The organism is Thermophagus sp. OGC60D27, assembly GCF_052400625.1.
Classification (GTDB): Bacteria; Bacteroidota; Bacteroidia; order Bacteroidales; family Marinilabiliaceae; genus Thermophagus.
Genome location: NZ_JBQTGH010000002.1, coordinates 151,625 through 167,315 on the forward strand (window position 1 = coordinate 151,625; position 15,691 = coordinate 167,315).

15 protein-coding genes are annotated in these 15,691 nt (G+C 42.8%); 12 read left to right on the top strand and 3 right to left on the bottom strand.

Going from position 1 to position 15,691, the window contains the following annotated elements; translation table 11 throughout:
• Positions 1-504: 504 nt before the first annotated feature.
• The 6 genes from ACT29H_RS02790 to ACT29H_RS02815 all read left to right on the top strand — a co-directional run bounded on the left by ACT29H_RS02790 (position 505) and on the right by ACT29H_RS02815 (position 6,437).
• Entirely contained in the window at positions 505-882 is a 378-nt protein-coding gene (locus ACT29H_RS02790; RefSeq protein WP_444820069.1) for a hypothetical protein, read from the top strand.
• 186 nt (positions 883-1,068) lie between these two features.
• On the top strand, positions 1,069-1,530 hold the full coding sequence (locus ACT29H_RS02795; protein WP_444820070.1) for a GyrI-like domain-containing protein: 462 nt from the start codon (positions 1,069-1,071) through the stop codon (positions 1,528-1,530).
• Between the two features lie 561 nt (positions 1,531-2,091).
• Positions 2,092-3,324 (top strand): hypothetical protein, encoded by a 1,233-nt coding sequence (locus ACT29H_RS02800; RefSeq protein WP_444820071.1) that lies wholly within the window; start codon positions 2,092-2,094, stop codon positions 3,322-3,324.
• 43 nt (positions 3,325-3,367) lie between these two features.
• On the top strand, positions 3,368-4,609 hold the full coding sequence (locus ACT29H_RS02805; protein WP_444820072.1) for a quaternary amine ABC transporter ATP-binding protein: 1,242 nt from the start codon (positions 3,368-3,370) through the stop codon (positions 4,607-4,609).
• A gap of 2 nt (positions 4,610-4,611) precedes the next feature.
• Complete coding sequence (locus ACT29H_RS02810; RefSeq protein WP_444820073.1) at positions 4,612-5,490, top strand: ABC transporter permease; 879 nt, start codon at positions 4,612-4,614, stop codon at positions 5,488-5,490.
• Positions 5,491-5,570: 80 nt separating this feature from the next.
• Positions 5,571-6,437, top strand: coding sequence for a glycine betaine ABC transporter substrate-binding protein (locus ACT29H_RS02815; RefSeq protein ID WP_444820074.1), 867 nt, complete (start codon positions 5,571-5,573; stop codon positions 6,435-6,437).
• Between the two features lie 114 nt (positions 6,438-6,551).
• Here ACT29H_RS02815 and ACT29H_RS02820 read toward each other — a convergent pair whose 3' ends face one another.
• Positions 6,552-8,876: a glycoside hydrolase family 95 protein gene (locus ACT29H_RS02820; protein WP_444820075.1), complete on the bottom strand. Its 2,325-nt coding sequence runs from the start codon at positions 8,874-8,876 to the stop codon at positions 6,552-6,554.
• 508 nt (positions 8,877-9,384) lie between these two features.
• Between ACT29H_RS02820 and ACT29H_RS02825 the strand changes: the two genes are divergently transcribed.
• From ACT29H_RS02825 to ACT29H_RS02850, 6 genes are all read left to right on the top strand, one after another.
• Positions 9,385-9,624 (top strand): hypothetical protein, encoded by a 240-nt coding sequence (locus ACT29H_RS02825; protein WP_444820076.1) that lies wholly within the window; start codon positions 9,385-9,387, stop codon positions 9,622-9,624.
• Between the two features lie 11 nt (positions 9,625-9,635).
• Positions 9,636-9,992 (top strand): PadR family transcriptional regulator, encoded by a 357-nt coding sequence (locus ACT29H_RS02830; RefSeq protein WP_444820077.1) that lies wholly within the window; start codon positions 9,636-9,638, stop codon positions 9,990-9,992.
• Complete coding sequence (locus ACT29H_RS02835; RefSeq protein WP_444820078.1) at positions 9,970-10,929, top strand: PspC domain-containing protein; 960 nt, start codon at positions 9,970-9,972, stop codon at positions 10,927-10,929. The genes ACT29H_RS02830 and ACT29H_RS02835 overlap by 23 nt, the downstream gene beginning before the upstream one ends.
• A gap of 67 nt (positions 10,930-10,996) precedes the next feature.
• Entirely contained in the window at positions 10,997-12,391 is a 1,395-nt protein-coding gene (locus ACT29H_RS02840; protein ID WP_444820079.1) for a PspC domain-containing protein, read from the top strand.
• A 182-nt stretch (positions 12,392-12,573) separates the two neighbouring features.
• On the top strand, positions 12,574-13,044 hold the full coding sequence (locus tag ACT29H_RS02845; protein WP_444820080.1) for a DUF4252 domain-containing protein: 471 nt from the start codon (positions 12,574-12,576) through the stop codon (positions 13,042-13,044).
• Positions 13,045-13,094: 50 nt separating this feature from the next.
• Positions 13,095-13,619, top strand: coding sequence for a hypothetical protein (locus ACT29H_RS02850; RefSeq protein WP_444820081.1), 525 nt, complete (start codon positions 13,095-13,097; stop codon positions 13,617-13,619).
• 40 nt (positions 13,620-13,659) lie between these two features.
• On the opposite strand, the gene ACT29H_RS02855 is transcribed toward ACT29H_RS02850, so the two are convergent.
• Positions 13,660-14,892, bottom strand: a complete 1,233-nt coding sequence (locus ACT29H_RS02855; RefSeq protein WP_444820082.1) for a PP2C family protein-serine/threonine phosphatase — start codon at positions 14,890-14,892, stop codon at positions 13,660-13,662.
• A gap of 188 nt (positions 14,893-15,080) precedes the next feature.
• Positions 15,081-15,650 (bottom strand): elongation factor P, encoded by a 570-nt coding sequence (efp, locus tag ACT29H_RS02860; protein ID WP_444820083.1) that lies wholly within the window; start codon positions 15,648-15,650, stop codon positions 15,081-15,083.
• Between the last annotated feature and the right edge of the window lie 41 nt (positions 15,651-15,691).

A 15,691-nucleotide genomic window follows, 5' to 3' on the forward strand; every position in this document is an offset into this window, starting at 1 on the left:
ATTTTTTCCGAGGCGCTGCAATGTGCAGCACGTTTTCAGAAAATTTTCCGGGACGCTGCAATGTGCAGGACGTTTTCAGAATTTTTTCCGGGACGCTGCAGTGTGCAGGACGTTTTTCAGAATTTTTTCCAAGGCGCTGCAACGTGCAGGACGTTTTCAGAAAATTTTCCGAGGCGCTGCAACGTGCAGGAACAAATCTTAAACGTTAGCTGACGCGCTGCAGCGTGCAGGAGCAAATCCACAGCTTCGACCGAGGCGCTGCGTGCTGCAGGAACAAATCTTAAACGTTTGCTGACGTGCTGCAGTGTGCAGGAACAAATCTAAAACCTTTGCTGACGCGCTGCAAACTGCAGGAAGAAGCGAAAAGCCGATTCCCCAATTCACGCCTTTACGCTTTTTCAGAGAAAAGCCATCAGATTATTTCTTGCCAAACCCCGTATTTCTTTTTAATTTCGATATCCAGTCCGTCAGAAATGGCATAACACCCCATAACAACAGGGATTTATGAAGGATAAATACAGAGGTAAATACCGGAATAAATCCATGCGTTTGCAAAATTGGGACTATAGTTGGAATGCTGCCTGTTTTGTGACCATTTGCACCCATCAAAGGCGCTGTTTTTTTGGGGAGGTGGTTTCAGGAAAAATGAAATTATCGCCCGTCGGCATTATTGCCGATATATTGTGGCATGAAATTAAAAACCACGCCCAAAACGTGGAATTGGGGGCATATGTGGTGATGCCCAACCACGTTCATGGCATTTTGATTTTGCCTGGCAACCCCGATTTTACGAACACATCATTCGGAACGAAAAATCATTCGAAAATATTTCCAATTATATCATCAACAACCCGGCAAAATGGGGAAATGACAGAATGTTGACAAAAAAATAAAACACCTTCTAATTTATGGAAGAAATAGGCATTCGTTTTAACTGCTTCTTAGTTTAGGATTCACTCTTATTTAAATGCCCACCCGGAAAAACCTTTTCCATCTTTAAATGTTTTATCCTTTAAACAATTCCAATACCATTCCGGGCGTTATGACACATTAAAATATGCTTCATTCATGGTCGTGAAAATAGATAAATTCAAACTTGTAGGGTTAAAACTAAAAGGGAAAACCACCAATGAGAATAACCAATCGGGCAAAGATTGCGGCTATTTATGGCAAAAATTTCAAACGGAGAAAATTTCCGAAAGAATTCCGGAAAAATTATCCGACGAAATTTATGCGGTCTATTATGATTATGAAAGCGACGAAACATCGCCATTTTCATATTTCATAGGGTGTAAAGTTGCTGAAAACACCGATGTGCCTCACGATTTGGACCAATTAATAATCCCGGCCCGGCAGTACCAAAAGTTTACGGCAAAAGGTGTCATGCCGCATTGCATTGCAGACACCTGGAAGAAAATATGGAATTCAAACATGAACCGAAAATTTGCCTTCGACTTTGAAGTTTACGATGAACGAAGCAAAGATTGGAATCATGCAGAAGTAGACCTTTTTTTATCAATAGCCGATTAAATAACGCAACCTCGTCGGATCCACACAGGCAGAAGATAAAAATCGCAATTCCAACCCGTTTTTTTGACTCCCGATTCAAACCGGACAATAACAAAGTGCCATTCTTGCTTTAAGCGATACCGTACCATCTGAAATATTCGCCTCAAAACAAACAACCATATAAACCTCACAATCTGACGATTAAAATCAATTTATCTGAAAATATTTTTACTGTCGTATTGCATAAAAAAACTAAAAATCAACAATTAAATTATCGGAAATTAATTATAATAAACCCTTAAACTTTTTCATCCTCATCTTAATCCATTACCTTTGCAGGAAAATCTGCTTGCATCGAAACAAATATTATCAACTACCTATTCAATTTATTCCGGCTTTATACATAGATCCGGCTCCGATTGTTGATAGTCTTTTCTGATGCTTTTGTCAAGCGTATTCATTCGTATAGAATTTATTTAAGAATTGGGCGAATGGAACTCGCATGACCGTAAGATTATACATATTCTAATTGTGACAAACTTAAGTTGGTCAGGCTCATTTCATTATTAAAAATTCAAATAAATGCAGTTAAAAAGAATCTTATTAGCCTTTGGGGCCATATTGTTTTTTGCACAAAACACTATGGCACAAGACGAAAAATCAGAAAAAGAAGACTTTGTAAAATTTGGCGGAGCCGTCAGGTTCAACATCTATAATAAAAGCTGGGTGAAGGGGAAAACCCAACCCGAAGCCACCATCGACACCTGGCGGTTAAACGTCACCGCCCGCACCAAAGGTGTGGATCTGAATTTTGAATATCGCTTCTATCCTACATTCGGGACCCATTTTATGAAGCATGGTTGGTTAGGTTATGCCATATCCGACGACGTTTATATGAAATTGGGCGTCAGTCAGGTGCCCTTTGGCATAACGCCTTATGCTTCGCATTCCTGGTGGTTTCAGGCCCCCTACTACGCAGGTCTGGAAGATGACTACGATATGGGAATAAAGTTCGACATTTCGAGCATAGAAAATTTAGATCTGAGCCTTGCCTACTTCAGACAAGCTGAACCCGAAGGACCCTCCAACGACGGCCTCGTTACGTTTGGCAACTCCGGTCCGGGCCGCTATTCTTACGACTTTGTACCTGCTGATGACGCATCCAATCGGGAACTGAATCAATTCAATCTGCGGGCTGCCTACCATCTTAATGCAAACCTTGAATTGGGTCTTAGCGGTCAGCTGGGGGGCATCTATAACAGTGTGTTAAATGAATCGACCACTTCCAAAGCCTTCGCCGCACATGTGGTAGCTGATGTTTCAGGATTCAATTTTAAAGGTGAAGTGATTTATTACGATTACACCGCCAGGGATAACTCGGGTGAAGACCTCAAGACCATTCAGATGGGGGCCTATGGTTCACCCTATCAGGTAGCCACGGAAGCCACTATGTATGTGGCCGGCTTAGGTTATACCATTCCGGTGGAGTTTGGGCCCATCAGCAGCGTTCAGACTTATATCGATTACACCTATACCGATAAACTGGAAAAAAGCTTTGTGGATATGCAGCATTTAATTCCCGGCTTTATGATTACGGCAGGTAATATCTATACTTATGTGGATTTTGCCATGGGGAAAAATCAACCCTGGTTAACCCCTTCCTTTGGTACCGGTCTGGGAAAAGGACAATTGTACAGCCCGGATGCTGACTCAAAATATTATACTGATGATGAGAATTTACAAGGTACTCCTGTGCCCATGAAAGAGCTGGAATGGGAAACCCGATTCAACATTAACATCGGCTATTATTTTTAAACGAGGTGTATGAGCCATCATTTAGGAACCAAACAAAATAAAAATGTCAACAGACACCATAAAGATAGAAGTTAAGGACCTGACCGTCATATTTGGCAAAAACAAACATCAGGCCTTAAAAATGCTGGAACAAGGTAGCAGCAAAGAAGAGATACTGAAAAAAACAAGATGCACCGTAGGGGTTAACAATGCCAGCTTTCGCATTAATACCGGGGAGGTATTCGTTATAATGGGCCTGTCGGGAAGTGGAAAGTCAACGTTGCTTCGTTGCTTAAACAGGCTTATTGAACCCACCACGGGCGATGTAATTGTCAATGGTGTGAATATTACCAAACAATCGAACGAAGAATTATTGGATACCCGGCGCACCGAAATGAGTATGGTTTTTCAGAAATTTGGGCTACTGCCGCACCGTTCTGTGTTGGAAAATGTGGCTTTTGGCCTGGAGATAAGAGGAGAATCCAAAGAATCGCGGTTGCAAAAAGCGCAAGAAGCTTTAGAAACGGTGGGACTGAAAGGTTTTGAAGCACAAAAACCATCACAACTTTCGGGAGGGATGCAACAACGAGTGGGCCTGGCACGCGCATTGGCCAACAACCCCGAAGTATTGTTAATGGATGAGGCCTTTTCGGCACTCGACCCGTTAATTAAATCGGACATGCAGGATGAATTACTCGACATACAGGACAAACTGCATAAGACCATCGTCTTCATCACCCACGATTTGGATGAAGCGATTAAAATAGGCGACAGAATCGCCATCATGAAAGATGGTTTTATAGAACAAATAGGAACGGCCGAAGAAATTCTTAAAAATCCTGCCAGCGAATACGTGGAAGCATTCGTAGAAAAGGTGGACCGAAAATCTATTATTACGGCCGGAAGCTTAATGTCCCGTAAACCTACGTTGGTTCAAGCTGAAAAAGAAGGACCTGAGCAGATCATCCGCAAGATGAATAAACTGTCGGTCGAAGTATTGCCGGTCGTAAATAAACACCGTATTTTTCTGGGTTTTATCTGGCTGCCTCGGGTGCTGGAAGCAGTCAAACAAAATAAAACGACCATCGAAGACTTTATCACCACAGAATGTCCCAGCGTGTACAAAGAATACACCGTAGAAGAAATGCTTCCTTTAATCACCAACACCAAATCGCCCATTGCCGTGGTGGAAAAAGAACAGGGCAAACTGTTGGGTATCGTCAGCCAAACTTCTTTGGTCATTGAAGCCACCCGCTTTGATAAGCAAGAAATTGTAGAACTTAAGGAACAAGCAAAAGAACAATAACCATGGAAAAAATCATTGATATAGGAAAATACATTGAGACGGTAGTCATCTGGCTGACAGAAAACCTTGATGGGTTATTTGACTTCATCAAGAATGTGGGCAATGGCTTTATTGAAGGATTTGAATGGTTAATGTTGGGCATCCCGTTTTACCTTTTCATCGCGTTGTTTGCCCTTCTGGCCTATTTTAAAGTAGGACGTGGAGGGGCGGTCTTCACCGCGCTGGGGTTAACCCTCATCTATCTGTTGGGCTTTTGGGTTGAAACGATAGAAACCCTTGCCCTGATATTTGTATCCACCATTATTGCCCTAGTACAGGCCATTCCTCTGGGTATCTGGGCGGCAAAAAATGCCAATGTCAACAAGGTGGTGCGCCCCATCCTTGACTTCATGCAAACCATGCCGGCGTTTGTTTATCTCATTCCGGCAGTTTTGTTCTTCAGTATCGGCAAGCTTCCGGGTGCTTTTGCCACGGTTATTTTTGCCATGCCGCCGGCGGTAAGGCTGACAACCCTGGGCATACAGCAGGTCCCTCAAGATGTGGTTGAAGCCGCCAGAGCCTTCGGAGCCACAAACCGGCAAATATTGTTTAAAATAGAACTGCCATTGGCCACCAAAACCATCTTTACCGGCGTCAACCAAACCATTATGATGGCTCTTTCCATGGTCGTAATTGCCGGCATGATTGCTGCCGGCGGATTAGGCGAAAAAGTGCTGGAAGGCATCAACAACCTGGATATTGGTCTGGGCTTCGAAAGCGGGTTTGCCGTAGTCATCCTGGCCATCATCCTCGACCGCATCACTCAGTCGTTTAGCAAAAAAGACAACCATGGAAGCATGAATAAAATAAAATTCCTCTTCCGGAAAAAACAAAAAGATTGAATGGTGGGTGTCACAAAAGAATCACCCCACTGTACACCAATCATTCTGAAACCAATTTCTAAAAAATAAACACGATACTCATGAGATTAAAAAATCTATTCTTAGCAGTACTAATAGTGGCAATAAGCAGTTGCCATTCTTCACAGAAAAAAACAGGTGAAGCCTCCAAAGAAATTACCCTGGCCTATGTGGACGGTTGGGCCGAAGGCGTTGCCATGACCTACCTGACAAAAAGCATTCTGGAAACCGAAGGCTATTCAGTAAACTTAAAAAGAGCGGCCGTCGACCTGGTGTTTGCCTCACTGGCAAACGGTGACATCGACGTATTCATGGATGCCTGGCTACCCGTTACCCACAAAGAAAAGGTAGCCAAATTTGGCGATAAGCTCGAAAGCCTGGGAACCAATATCGACCAGGCAAGGATAGGACTGGTGGTCCCAACTTATGTAACCATCAGTTCCATCGAAGAATTGAACAGTGTGGCCGACCGGTTTGATAGAAAAATCATTGGCATTGAGAAGGGGGCCGGCATTACCGCCAAAACCGATTTGGCCATTGAAGAATACAACCTGAATTTGGAACAAATGAATTCATCAGGCATCGCCATGCTCACCGAACTGTCAAAAGCCATCAAAAATAAGGAATGGATTGTAGTTACCGGCTGGGCCCCACACTGGAAGTTTGGCCGTTTCGAGCTAAAATTTCTGGACGACCCACGGAAGGTGTATGGCGAAACAGAGCATGTTGAAACTTATGCCAGAAAAGGATTTAAGGAAGATGACCCATTTGCTGCCAACTATTTTTCCAATTTCCATTTAACGGATGCCCAGATAGCCGATTTGCTGGCGAAGATGGAAGATGGCGCCGACAACAAAGACGCCGCTGCCAAAGCCTGGATAGAACAAAACAAAGCATTGGTTCAAAGCTGGCTGCAAAAGGCAGAATAGGATGATAATCCCTAAAAAAATCCCGCCACTTAAAATGTGACGGGATTTTTTTTCTACGGATATTTCAATCTGCAAGCTGAATGTTCCGGAACGTTAGGCATGTTACCCCTCCATTTAGTTGTTGGCTGTTGCCCCTAAAAACTCATTTACATCAAGGACTCTGGTTTCCCCTTTTTTCATCGACAGCATCAATATTTTATCCTTATAAAGCACTTTCGTTTCGGCATCTGCCGCCGAAGAAATTTCTGCCTTTACCAGTCGATTATTGTCCCAAAAGATATTAACGGTATATCCGCCTCTGGCTTTCACCCCTGTGATCGATCCCTTTCCCCATGCATTGGGCAGCGCCGGCAGCAGTTCAATATATCCCTGATGGGATTGCAGCAGCATTTCAGTCATCCCGGAAGTACCCCCGAAGTTACCATCGATCTGAAAAGGAGGGTGGTTATCAAAAAGGTTGGGATGAGTAGATTTTGTAAGAAGAGCCCTCATGTTCTTGTAGGCCTCATCACCATCTTTAAGTCGGGCATAAAAATTAACCATCCATGCTCGGCTCCAGCCGGTATGGCCACCGCCATTTCTAAGTCGTTCTTCAATCACTTTTCGGGCGGCCTCCATCAATTCGGGCGTATGTTCCCATGTAAACTGATTGGAAGGGAACAAACCATATAGATGCGACATGTGTCGGTGGCCGGGTTCTGCCTCTTTAAGCTCTTCGGACCATTCCAGAATGCGACCGTCGTGCCCAATTTCAGGGGGCGTCAGCTGTGACAGTTGGCGTTGGATTTTTCTGGTAAAACGATCTTCAGCATCTATTACTTTAGCAGCATTGATCACGGCAGAAAACAAATGATAGATGATCTGATGATCCATGGATGGCCCCATAACGACCGAGGCATGATTTCCTTTAGGAGTAATAAAGGTGTTTTCGGGCGACATCGATGGCCCTGAAACAAGCAATCCGGTAGAAGGATCTTTTACCAGAAAATCTGACAGAAAAAGAGCCGCTTCTTTCATCACATCATAGCCATAATTCTTCAGAAAAGCCGTATCACCGGTAAAAAGAAAATGTTCCCAGAAATGAGTAGCAGACCAGGCTGCACCCATCGGCCACATGCCCCATTTGGGCTGTCCCTGGGCGGTTGTAAAAAGCCATGCATCGGTGGTATGATGGGCTGTGAAGCCTCTGGCCCCATAAAGCGTTGCGGCCGTTTTCCGACCGTTTTCGCGCAATTGTCCAATAAAATTAAGGAACGGAAGATGACATTCTGAAAGGTTGGTCACCTCAGCAGGCCAATAATTCATTTGAAGGTTGATGTTGATATGGTAATCTGCATTCCAGGGGGGCGTAAGCGTTCCTTCCCATAACCCCTGCAGATTGGCAGGAAGAGTCCCCGGGCGCGACGAAGAGATGAGCAAATAGCGTCCAAACTGGTAATAGAGGGCAAAAAGCGCCGGATCCTGTGCCCCTTTTCTGAGCGCATGCAACCGCTCATCAGTGGGGAAATAGACGGCATCCGACCCCCCCAGATCTATGGACACCCGATTGAAAAGGCTTTGGTAATCGTTCAGGTGTTCTGCCTTAAGACGCTCAAAATCCTTTCCGTCGATATTGTCCAAATAGGTATGGCAAAGTTCTGTGGGATCATCCCCGCGGAAATCGGTAGCAGCCACCTGTATCAGCATCACCTCATCGGATCCTGATACCTTAATAATACCTCCTTCTGATTCTACCGTCCCTCCTTCAGCATAGACACGAACCCTGGTTTCAAAGGTTACCCCGTCCCTATCATCGACCTTCTGACGCATAACTAAATCACTGCCTTTCACAAAAACGTTCTCTCCTTCCCCCGGTCGGCTCAATTGCGCCGCAAAGGTAATTTTACCCGGCTGATCAGCAGTTAGTCGGATGATGGTGGCATTGGCCGGATGAGAGGAAAAATATTCTCGCTTATATTGAACCCCATTGGATTGATAGGAAACGGAAGCGACCGCCTGTTCCAGGTCCAACTCTCTGCAATAACTGCTAAAAGCAGCATGATCATCAAAGGAGAGCATTAAATCACCAAGCGTTTGGTAGGTATTGGTGTTACTTGGCATCCGTTGGCTCAAAATATATTTCCGGATGAGCGTTTCGGCTTCTTCATATTCTCCTGAAAAAAGCAAATTCCGGATCTCTTTAATATGTTGGTGCCCATTTGGCTTGTCGGTATACTCACCACGTTTTGTCCAGACACTCTCTTCGTTCAGCTGGATCCGTTCCTGCTGAACAGTGCCAAATATCATGGCACCCATCCGGCCGTTTCCAATAGGTAGTGCCTCCACCCATTGGCCAGCTGGTTGGTTATACCACAATTTATTTGTTGATGGTGAATGGCTTCCATGCATGCTGAACAGAGGCATGATGAGAAGCAATGAAAGAAAGAGAATTTTCCTCATAGTAAAAACTTTTTTGAAAGCAATAATCAATTCATAATGCAACCGACCTTACTCCACACTTATAAAAAGCACTTGAGTAAATGGTTGAATAAAACGATCCCGACCAATATCAAATACATGTTCTTATGGTCGATTTTCCTGATCTTTCTTATTTCAAATTTGAGTTTCTCATCTGTTTTCCGCATAAAAATAATGTAAATAAGATAAATACAGTTGCCCTTTGTAACGATTATTTCAATCTCAACTCTTTAAATGTCCAGTAAAATTGGCTCTTTCGACGGTTATTGAAAAAAAACATTACTTTGTATTGCATAGTACTAATTTTTTACCATATATTTGCATAACCCCTTTCATGGTATTGAAAGGTATTGTATGTAAATCAAAAAAGGATAGCATTCATCCGGAATGGTCTCCCTGAATCGAATAACTGATATTTAAAACGGGACACAAACCATTATTAAGCAATCCTCAAAAGCCAACAAACAAAAGGTAAAACAACTGAAAGGAAATGAAGAAAAGCCAACCAATCACCAAAGAGAGATGGGCAATGATAGTTGCTGTGTCCGGCATTTGCTTCTTATCCGTGTTGACAGGCAAGCAACAACAACCCATTTCCGGAGGGAAGGACAATCCTTCAGGCATTACCGAAAAAACAGAAAAAGATGTTGAACATGGTTCCGAAAATGATTCGGACCAGGAAGAATCGAACCAGGAGGCCACAGCCTTTATGATTGGTCTTCCGTTTTAAAAAATAAAATTATGAAGATAGAAAACGCAAAAGCCCAGATGCGCAAAGGAGTGCTGGAATATTGCATCCTTTCGGTGCTCTCCAGAGGGGATGCGTACGCTTCTGATATCATCAAAGACATGAAGGAAGCACGTATCATCGTCGTGGAAGGGACCCTTTACCCCCTTCTTACGAGGCTTAAAAATGCCGGTCTTCTCTCCTACCGATGGGAAGAGTCGACACAGGGACCTCCCAGAAAATATTACGAACTGACCGATCGAGGTCAGGAATTCCTGAAGGAACTTGACAAATCATGGAAAGAGTTAGTAGATTCCGTTCAATCCATAAATGCAAAAAAACACAACAATGAAGAAAGTAGTAACCATTAACATATCGGGGCATTCATTCTATATTGACGAAGACGCCTTTGCACGCCTGGACGATTATCTCAAAAAGTTGGAAGTGTGGTCGCAATACAAAGAGAGCGGCCGGGAAATATATGCCGACATTGAAGCTCGTATCAGAGAACTGTTTGAAGAAAAAATAAACCCAACGACCTCTGTCATTACCATGCCGATGGTAGAAGAAATCATTGCCATCATGGGGCAGCCGGAAGATTTCTCGGAAGAGAGTTCAGACGATCAAAACAAGGAGCAAAAATCTGAAACGTTCCACTCAACGCCGCCCCCGCGCCGTCGCCTTTATCGAGATGTGGAAGACCGCGTCATTGGAGGCGTATGTTCTGGCATTGCTGCCTATTTTAACATCGACCGGGTATTTGTTAGAGTACTGTTTGCGGTATTGCCCTTTCTCAGCTTTGGTGCCATCATTCCCATCTACATCATCCTTTGGATTGCCATCCCTCCTGCCCTTACGGCGGCTCAACGACTCGAGATGCAAGGACATGATGTAAACATTTCCAATATTGAAAAAAATATACGGGATGAATACTATAAGGTAAAAAGCAAATTCCAGAAATCGAATGCCTATCGAAAGGGGGAAGATTACCTTTCCCGCATTCAGAAACGCGACCGCACAGCACTGATTATTGCCTCTGCAGTCATAGGCATCATTCTGGTTGCCAACATCATCAACGTGCCATTTAATATGGGCTGGACACCAGGCTTTCATTTCAATTTTCCTTTTGCACTGTTTGGGTTTTCAGGTATTTTTCCTCTGATATTAATTCTCCTATTGCTGGGCCTGGCGTTCCGTACTGCCATGAAAGGATTTCTGATATTAATCGTAATCGCCTTGGTTGCGGCTTTTATGTTTAAAATCATGGGGCTATTCATCTGGCCACATTGGCTCATCCCACATTTTTGAATTCAGAACACGGCTCAAGCCTTCCTGCAATTATCATTGAATTAAAACCACCAGCAAATTTTTGACCATGAAAAAAACAATACATATAAACTTGGCTGGCCACGCCTTTAGCATGGACGAGGATGCCTATGAGCGCCTCAACACCTATCTGGAACAAGTGAAGGCCAAACTTGGCAACACCGAAGAAGCCCAGGAAACATTTGAAGACATCAACCTGCGTATTGCCGAGATTTTCAGGAGTGTTCATCCTGATGCCACATCTTCTGTTACCATTGACAACGTGGAAGAGGTCATTAAAACACTGGGCGATCCGGGGGACTATGAAACCCCCTCCGACCCGGACGAAACAAATGAATTCAACACCTCCCGCGAACCCTATCAAAGAAAACAACTATTTCGTGATCCCGACAATCGGGTTTTGGGTGGGGTCTGCAGTGGTATGGGATATTACTTTGGAGTCGATCCCCTTATCTTTCGCTTATTATTTGTTCTGGCCGCTCTTTTTTATGGTTCTTCCATATTGGGTTATATTATCCTATGGATTGCTATTCCTAAAGCCGTTACATTACAACAACGCATCATGATGAGCCGGGCAACCTCCAGACCCGAATTTTTAAAATACCGTCAAACAGGTAAAAGAAAAGAAACCCATTTAATGGAAGGTGCTTTTCGCATAGTATCCATTATTATCGGCATCATTTTGATCATTATTTCATTTGTGTCGCTAACCGGATTAATTATGACCTTTGCATTGACCGATCTAATCTTTGAGAATTTCTTCACGCAGGATGTATGGCTGTCTGACATTGAGCATTTGTTCTTGTTACCTGGCCATCATATGGTGGCAGTAACCGGAATACTTCTGACGGTGGGCATGCCTCTGTTGGTATTATTTTATCTTGGTTTATTTCTTGTTTTTAGATTTAAAAAAGGGGCTACAGCCATTCTGATAACTTCCCTTATATTGTGGATCATTGGAATCGGGCTCATCAGTTACTCAGCCATAGAAATAGCCTCCGAATATTCCGACAAAATGGAGATAGAAGAACGTAATTTACTTGAACTGCCGAGTTCGGATACCATTTATATCCAACCGTCGGCAAATTCCTTAAAATTGGGAGATGGAGAACAAATATTTAGCAACAACAACTTCACGTTAAAAAAGCAACCGGCAGGATTGGTCATGATTGGCACACCCAACATTAATCTGCTCAGAAATCAAGATAAATTTGAAATCTCAATAAGAAAAACATCAAGGGGCAGCACCTCGGAAGAGGCACTCAAAAATTCAGAATTGATTGAATATTTTTTTCTGCAGGATGATTCACTTCTGTTACTCGACCGCTATTTCAGCATTCAAAGGCCGGGAATGATACGTGGACAGTCGGTAGATGTCTCCATTAAGATCCCTGAAGACAAAGAAGTTATCCTGTCGGATGAATTCAAATACTTAATACAATAGATCATTGTCGAACAGATGATCTAACCGATTATTGATGCCGGTTTCCGAAAAATTCGGACGCCTACAACCAAAAGGTAATGAAATGGAACAACGATGACAAAGGTGGCTGTCACAAAAGACAATGTAAACAACCTAGTCATGGGCGTTCCATTCGACCAATTACTTAACTAAAATTTACACGGATGAAAAAGATTTTATTAGCACTATGTATTTTGGGGGCAACAATATCCCCCCTCACAGCCCAACTCACCTCATCAGAAAAATTATATGCCGGTTTGGAAGGAGCCGATGGCGTAACCATTCTCTCCTTGTCAAAAGATATTATTGATCTGGTGGATATGGTGGTGGATGAAGAATCCAAGCAAGTGTCGGGACCACTGCAAAAAGTAAAACTTATGGTATGTCGTAAGGATAAAGCAGCCTCTTCCATAAAGGCCGTTGTAAGGACGCTAAATGGCCGTCCCTTTAAGGAAATTAAGGACTCGGAATTTGATGAGGATAATAAAGTATTTGTCATTCGTTCGGGCAAAAAAATAAAAGAATGTCATGTCGTTAACTACAATGAAGAGAATCTCTTTATGCTTTCATTTTACGGGGACTTCAAGGTAGAAGACATCGACAAAATGGTTTCTAAAGCCGACAATATGAGATAATTTATTACCTTGTCGTTACAAATCAGGCAAATGCTTTAAATACTTCTGCCATGCTCAATCAATTTAGGGTATGCCTGTTCGTCTTTCTGGTAGCGGTGGGCACCAATGCTCAACCAAACTGCCAAGACAGGTTAACCGACAGAGAAATAAAACATATTATCGAAACGCTACCTCATATGGTTTCCCGGCTCAGAGAAGCGGGGATTACCATATCTGAGGCTTATTATATTTGGCCGCGAGATGCAGCCCTGCACGCCAAAGGGGAAAAACTGCTTGAACAATACGGCTACGATGCACTACTTCTGGATGCATTGGAAACTTTTTGCAAAACCTGGTTTTGTCTTAACTACGACTCACTCAACGCAGATCGGCAGAAAATATTACGTACCACCGAAGAACATATTAACGAGAACCCCTACCTATCGGATGAGCAGAAAAAAATCAACATACGTATCTTAAACAAAAGTCTGGGACACAACAAAGAGCAATTGAAAAAAGAAGTTGGAGAAGACAATCTGAGGATTATCCGAACCTACTGTAATAAAATATCTGAAATTTGGAAAAAGCTGGATTAAGAAAGGGGGAATCTCAGACTAATTATTATAATTCCCGAAGTCATTTAAATTCCATACCAATCAACGATATATCATCAAATATGGCTCCCGACTCCAGGTGCAATGCCACCAATTGTTTGGCCTCCTCCATATTCGCTTCGATACTTTTGTGATTAGTAATAATTTTTTCAATATTCATAAGTCCTGACTGCACTTCATTATCTCGTTCCAATTCTATCAACCCGTCTGTAAATGCCATCAGTTTGGCATTTTTAGGTATTTTTATTTTACCCACCTCCACGGCAGGTATAACATCCAGCATCCCAAGTCCGATACAACCCTGATCCAGTGAAATCAGATGAGATTTACGACGATCAAAAAGAAGCGGCGGAAGATGCCCGGCATTCACATACACAAGCCGACGGCTCCTTAGATTGTATTTCCCAATAAACAGGGTGATAAACTTCTCGTTATTGGCACTACTGTTTACCCTTTGGTTCAACTGATGAATTAGCTTTTTCATATTAATTCCTGCGGTAAACAGGGTGCGAACAACCGCCTGAAAGTTCGACATTAAAAGAGCAGCAGAAATCCCTTTCCCCGAAACATCAGCAACACAAAAACCAATGGTGTGACGCGATAAGGGAATGATATCATAATAGTCGCCACCCACACCCCAGTGCGGATGATAAAAGGCTTGCAGTGACAACTTTTTCAGACTGGGAAGATCTTCCGTACTGGGAATCAACTGATTTTGAATTTTAGAGGCTACCTCCATCTCTTTTTTGAGTGCTTCTTGTTCCAGAACGGCTTCCTGCATCCGTTTGTTTTCAATAAAAACAATGATCAGATTGGAAATAATCTGGATGAGCTTAAGATGCTTGATGGTAGGACTAATACCGTGGTGTTCTTCCTCCACATCTCCAATAAGAACATAACCAATGGCGCGGTATCGGTGAAACAGGGGAATAACAGCATCGAATCCCTGCAAGGAGGCAGGGGGCGAGAGAGTAATGTTTTCTATCGATTTATACTGGAGCAGATCACGCTCTACGTCAATTTTTTCAACCTCTTCAGCCGAGACACCCGAAATCAGCAGATTTTTCCATTGGCCATCCGAGTTTGTAAACACAAGTATTTTTCCAACTTCTAACTCTTCCCGAAGCAAAATTTCAAATTCTGCCAACAAATCATCCACCGAATGGTCCTGATTTATTGTCTGCGCAATATCCAGTAAGATGTTGAGTCTATCCTTATATAATCGTAGCCGCTTCTTTTTAACCTGCGTAATCATGGAGAGTTGATGTCAAACATTCCCGCTAAATGTACGAAATTAAATCCTTCTATTCGCAAAATAATTCCACAGAGATTTCTTTGCCACAAAAAAACCTGTCAAAAACTCGTAACGGCTTCTGACAGGCATAAATCTTAACTATTTAATTTTGAGATATATTAGATCACTCAAACGACTAAATGGCTATTTTATTCTTTCACTCGTTCCACATAAGATTGATCGCGGGTATCAACCTTTATTTTGTCACCTGTATTTACAAATAATGGAACCATGATGGTGGCACCGGTATCTATAGTGGCAGGTTTAAGTGAGTTGGTAGAAGAAGTATCACCGCGAACTCCCGGTTCGGTATAGGTTACCTCGAAATTGATAAACTGCGGCAGATTAACCATCAGTGGAGTCTCGGTATCGGCGTGGTAAACAACCTCCACTTCCAGACCTTCTTTAAGAAGATGAGGGCTATCTACAAGCTCTTTGGACAAATTAATCTGCTCAAATGTTTCGCTGTTCATGAAATGGTAGCCAAGATCGTCGTTATATAAGTACTGATGTGGCCGTCTTTCCACACGTGCTTCGTTAACTTTGTGTCCCGAAGGAAAGGTATTATCTAATACTTTACCGGTAGCCACATTTTTCAGTTTTGTTCTTACAAAGGCAGGGCCTTTACCGGGCTTAACGTGCTGAAACTGGACGATAAAATAAAGTTGCCCGTTGAATTCAATGCACATCCCGTTTCTAAAATCTGCAGTTGTTGCCATTTAATTCCTTATTAAATTTAGATGTGTTATTTTTGCGGTGC

Excerpts from the sequence above, each read along its gene's own strand:
- ACT29H_RS02790 (WP_444820069.1), top strand. The coding sequence starts at position 505 with ATGAAGGATAAATACAGAGGTAAATACCGGAATAAATCCATGCGTTTG.
- ACT29H_RS02795 (WP_444820070.1), top strand. The coding sequence starts at position 1,069 with ATGGTCGTGAAAATAGATAAATTCAAACTTGTAGGGTTAAAACTAAAA.
- ACT29H_RS02800 (WP_444820071.1), top strand. The coding sequence starts at position 2,092 with ATGCAGTTAAAAAGAATCTTATTAGCCTTTGGGGCCATATTGTTTTTT.
- ACT29H_RS02805 (WP_444820072.1), top strand. The coding sequence starts at position 3,368 with ATGTCAACAGACACCATAAAGATAGAAGTTAAGGACCTGACCGTCATA.
- ACT29H_RS02810 (WP_444820073.1), top strand. The coding sequence starts at position 4,612 with ATGGAAAAAATCATTGATATAGGAAAATACATTGAGACGGTAGTCATC.
- ACT29H_RS02815 (WP_444820074.1), top strand. The coding sequence starts at position 5,571 with ATGAGATTAAAAAATCTATTCTTAGCAGTACTAATAGTGGCAATAAGC.
- ACT29H_RS02820 (WP_444820075.1), bottom strand. The coding sequence starts at position 8,876 with ATGAGGAAAATTCTCTTTCTTTCATTGCTTCTCATCATGCCTCTGTTC.
- ACT29H_RS02825 (WP_444820076.1), top strand. The coding sequence starts at position 9,385 with ATGAAGAAAAGCCAACCAATCACCAAAGAGAGATGGGCAATGATAGTT.
- ACT29H_RS02830 (WP_444820077.1), top strand. The coding sequence starts at position 9,636 with ATGAAGATAGAAAACGCAAAAGCCCAGATGCGCAAAGGAGTGCTGGAA.
- ACT29H_RS02835 (WP_444820078.1), top strand. The coding sequence starts at position 9,970 with ATGAAGAAAGTAGTAACCATTAACATATCGGGGCATTCATTCTATATT.
- ACT29H_RS02840 (WP_444820079.1), top strand. The coding sequence starts at position 10,997 with ATGAAAAAAACAATACATATAAACTTGGCTGGCCACGCCTTTAGCATG.
- ACT29H_RS02845 (WP_444820080.1), top strand. The coding sequence starts at position 12,574 with ATGAAAAAGATTTTATTAGCACTATGTATTTTGGGGGCAACAATATCC.
- ACT29H_RS02850 (WP_444820081.1), top strand. The coding sequence starts at position 13,095 with ATGCTCAATCAATTTAGGGTATGCCTGTTCGTCTTTCTGGTAGCGGTG.
- ACT29H_RS02855 (WP_444820082.1), bottom strand. The coding sequence starts at position 14,892 with ATGATTACGCAGGTTAAAAAGAAGCGGCTACGATTATATAAGGATAGA.
- efp (WP_444820083.1), bottom strand. The coding sequence starts at position 15,650 with ATGGCAACAACTGCAGATTTTAGAAACGGGATGTGCATTGAATTCAAC.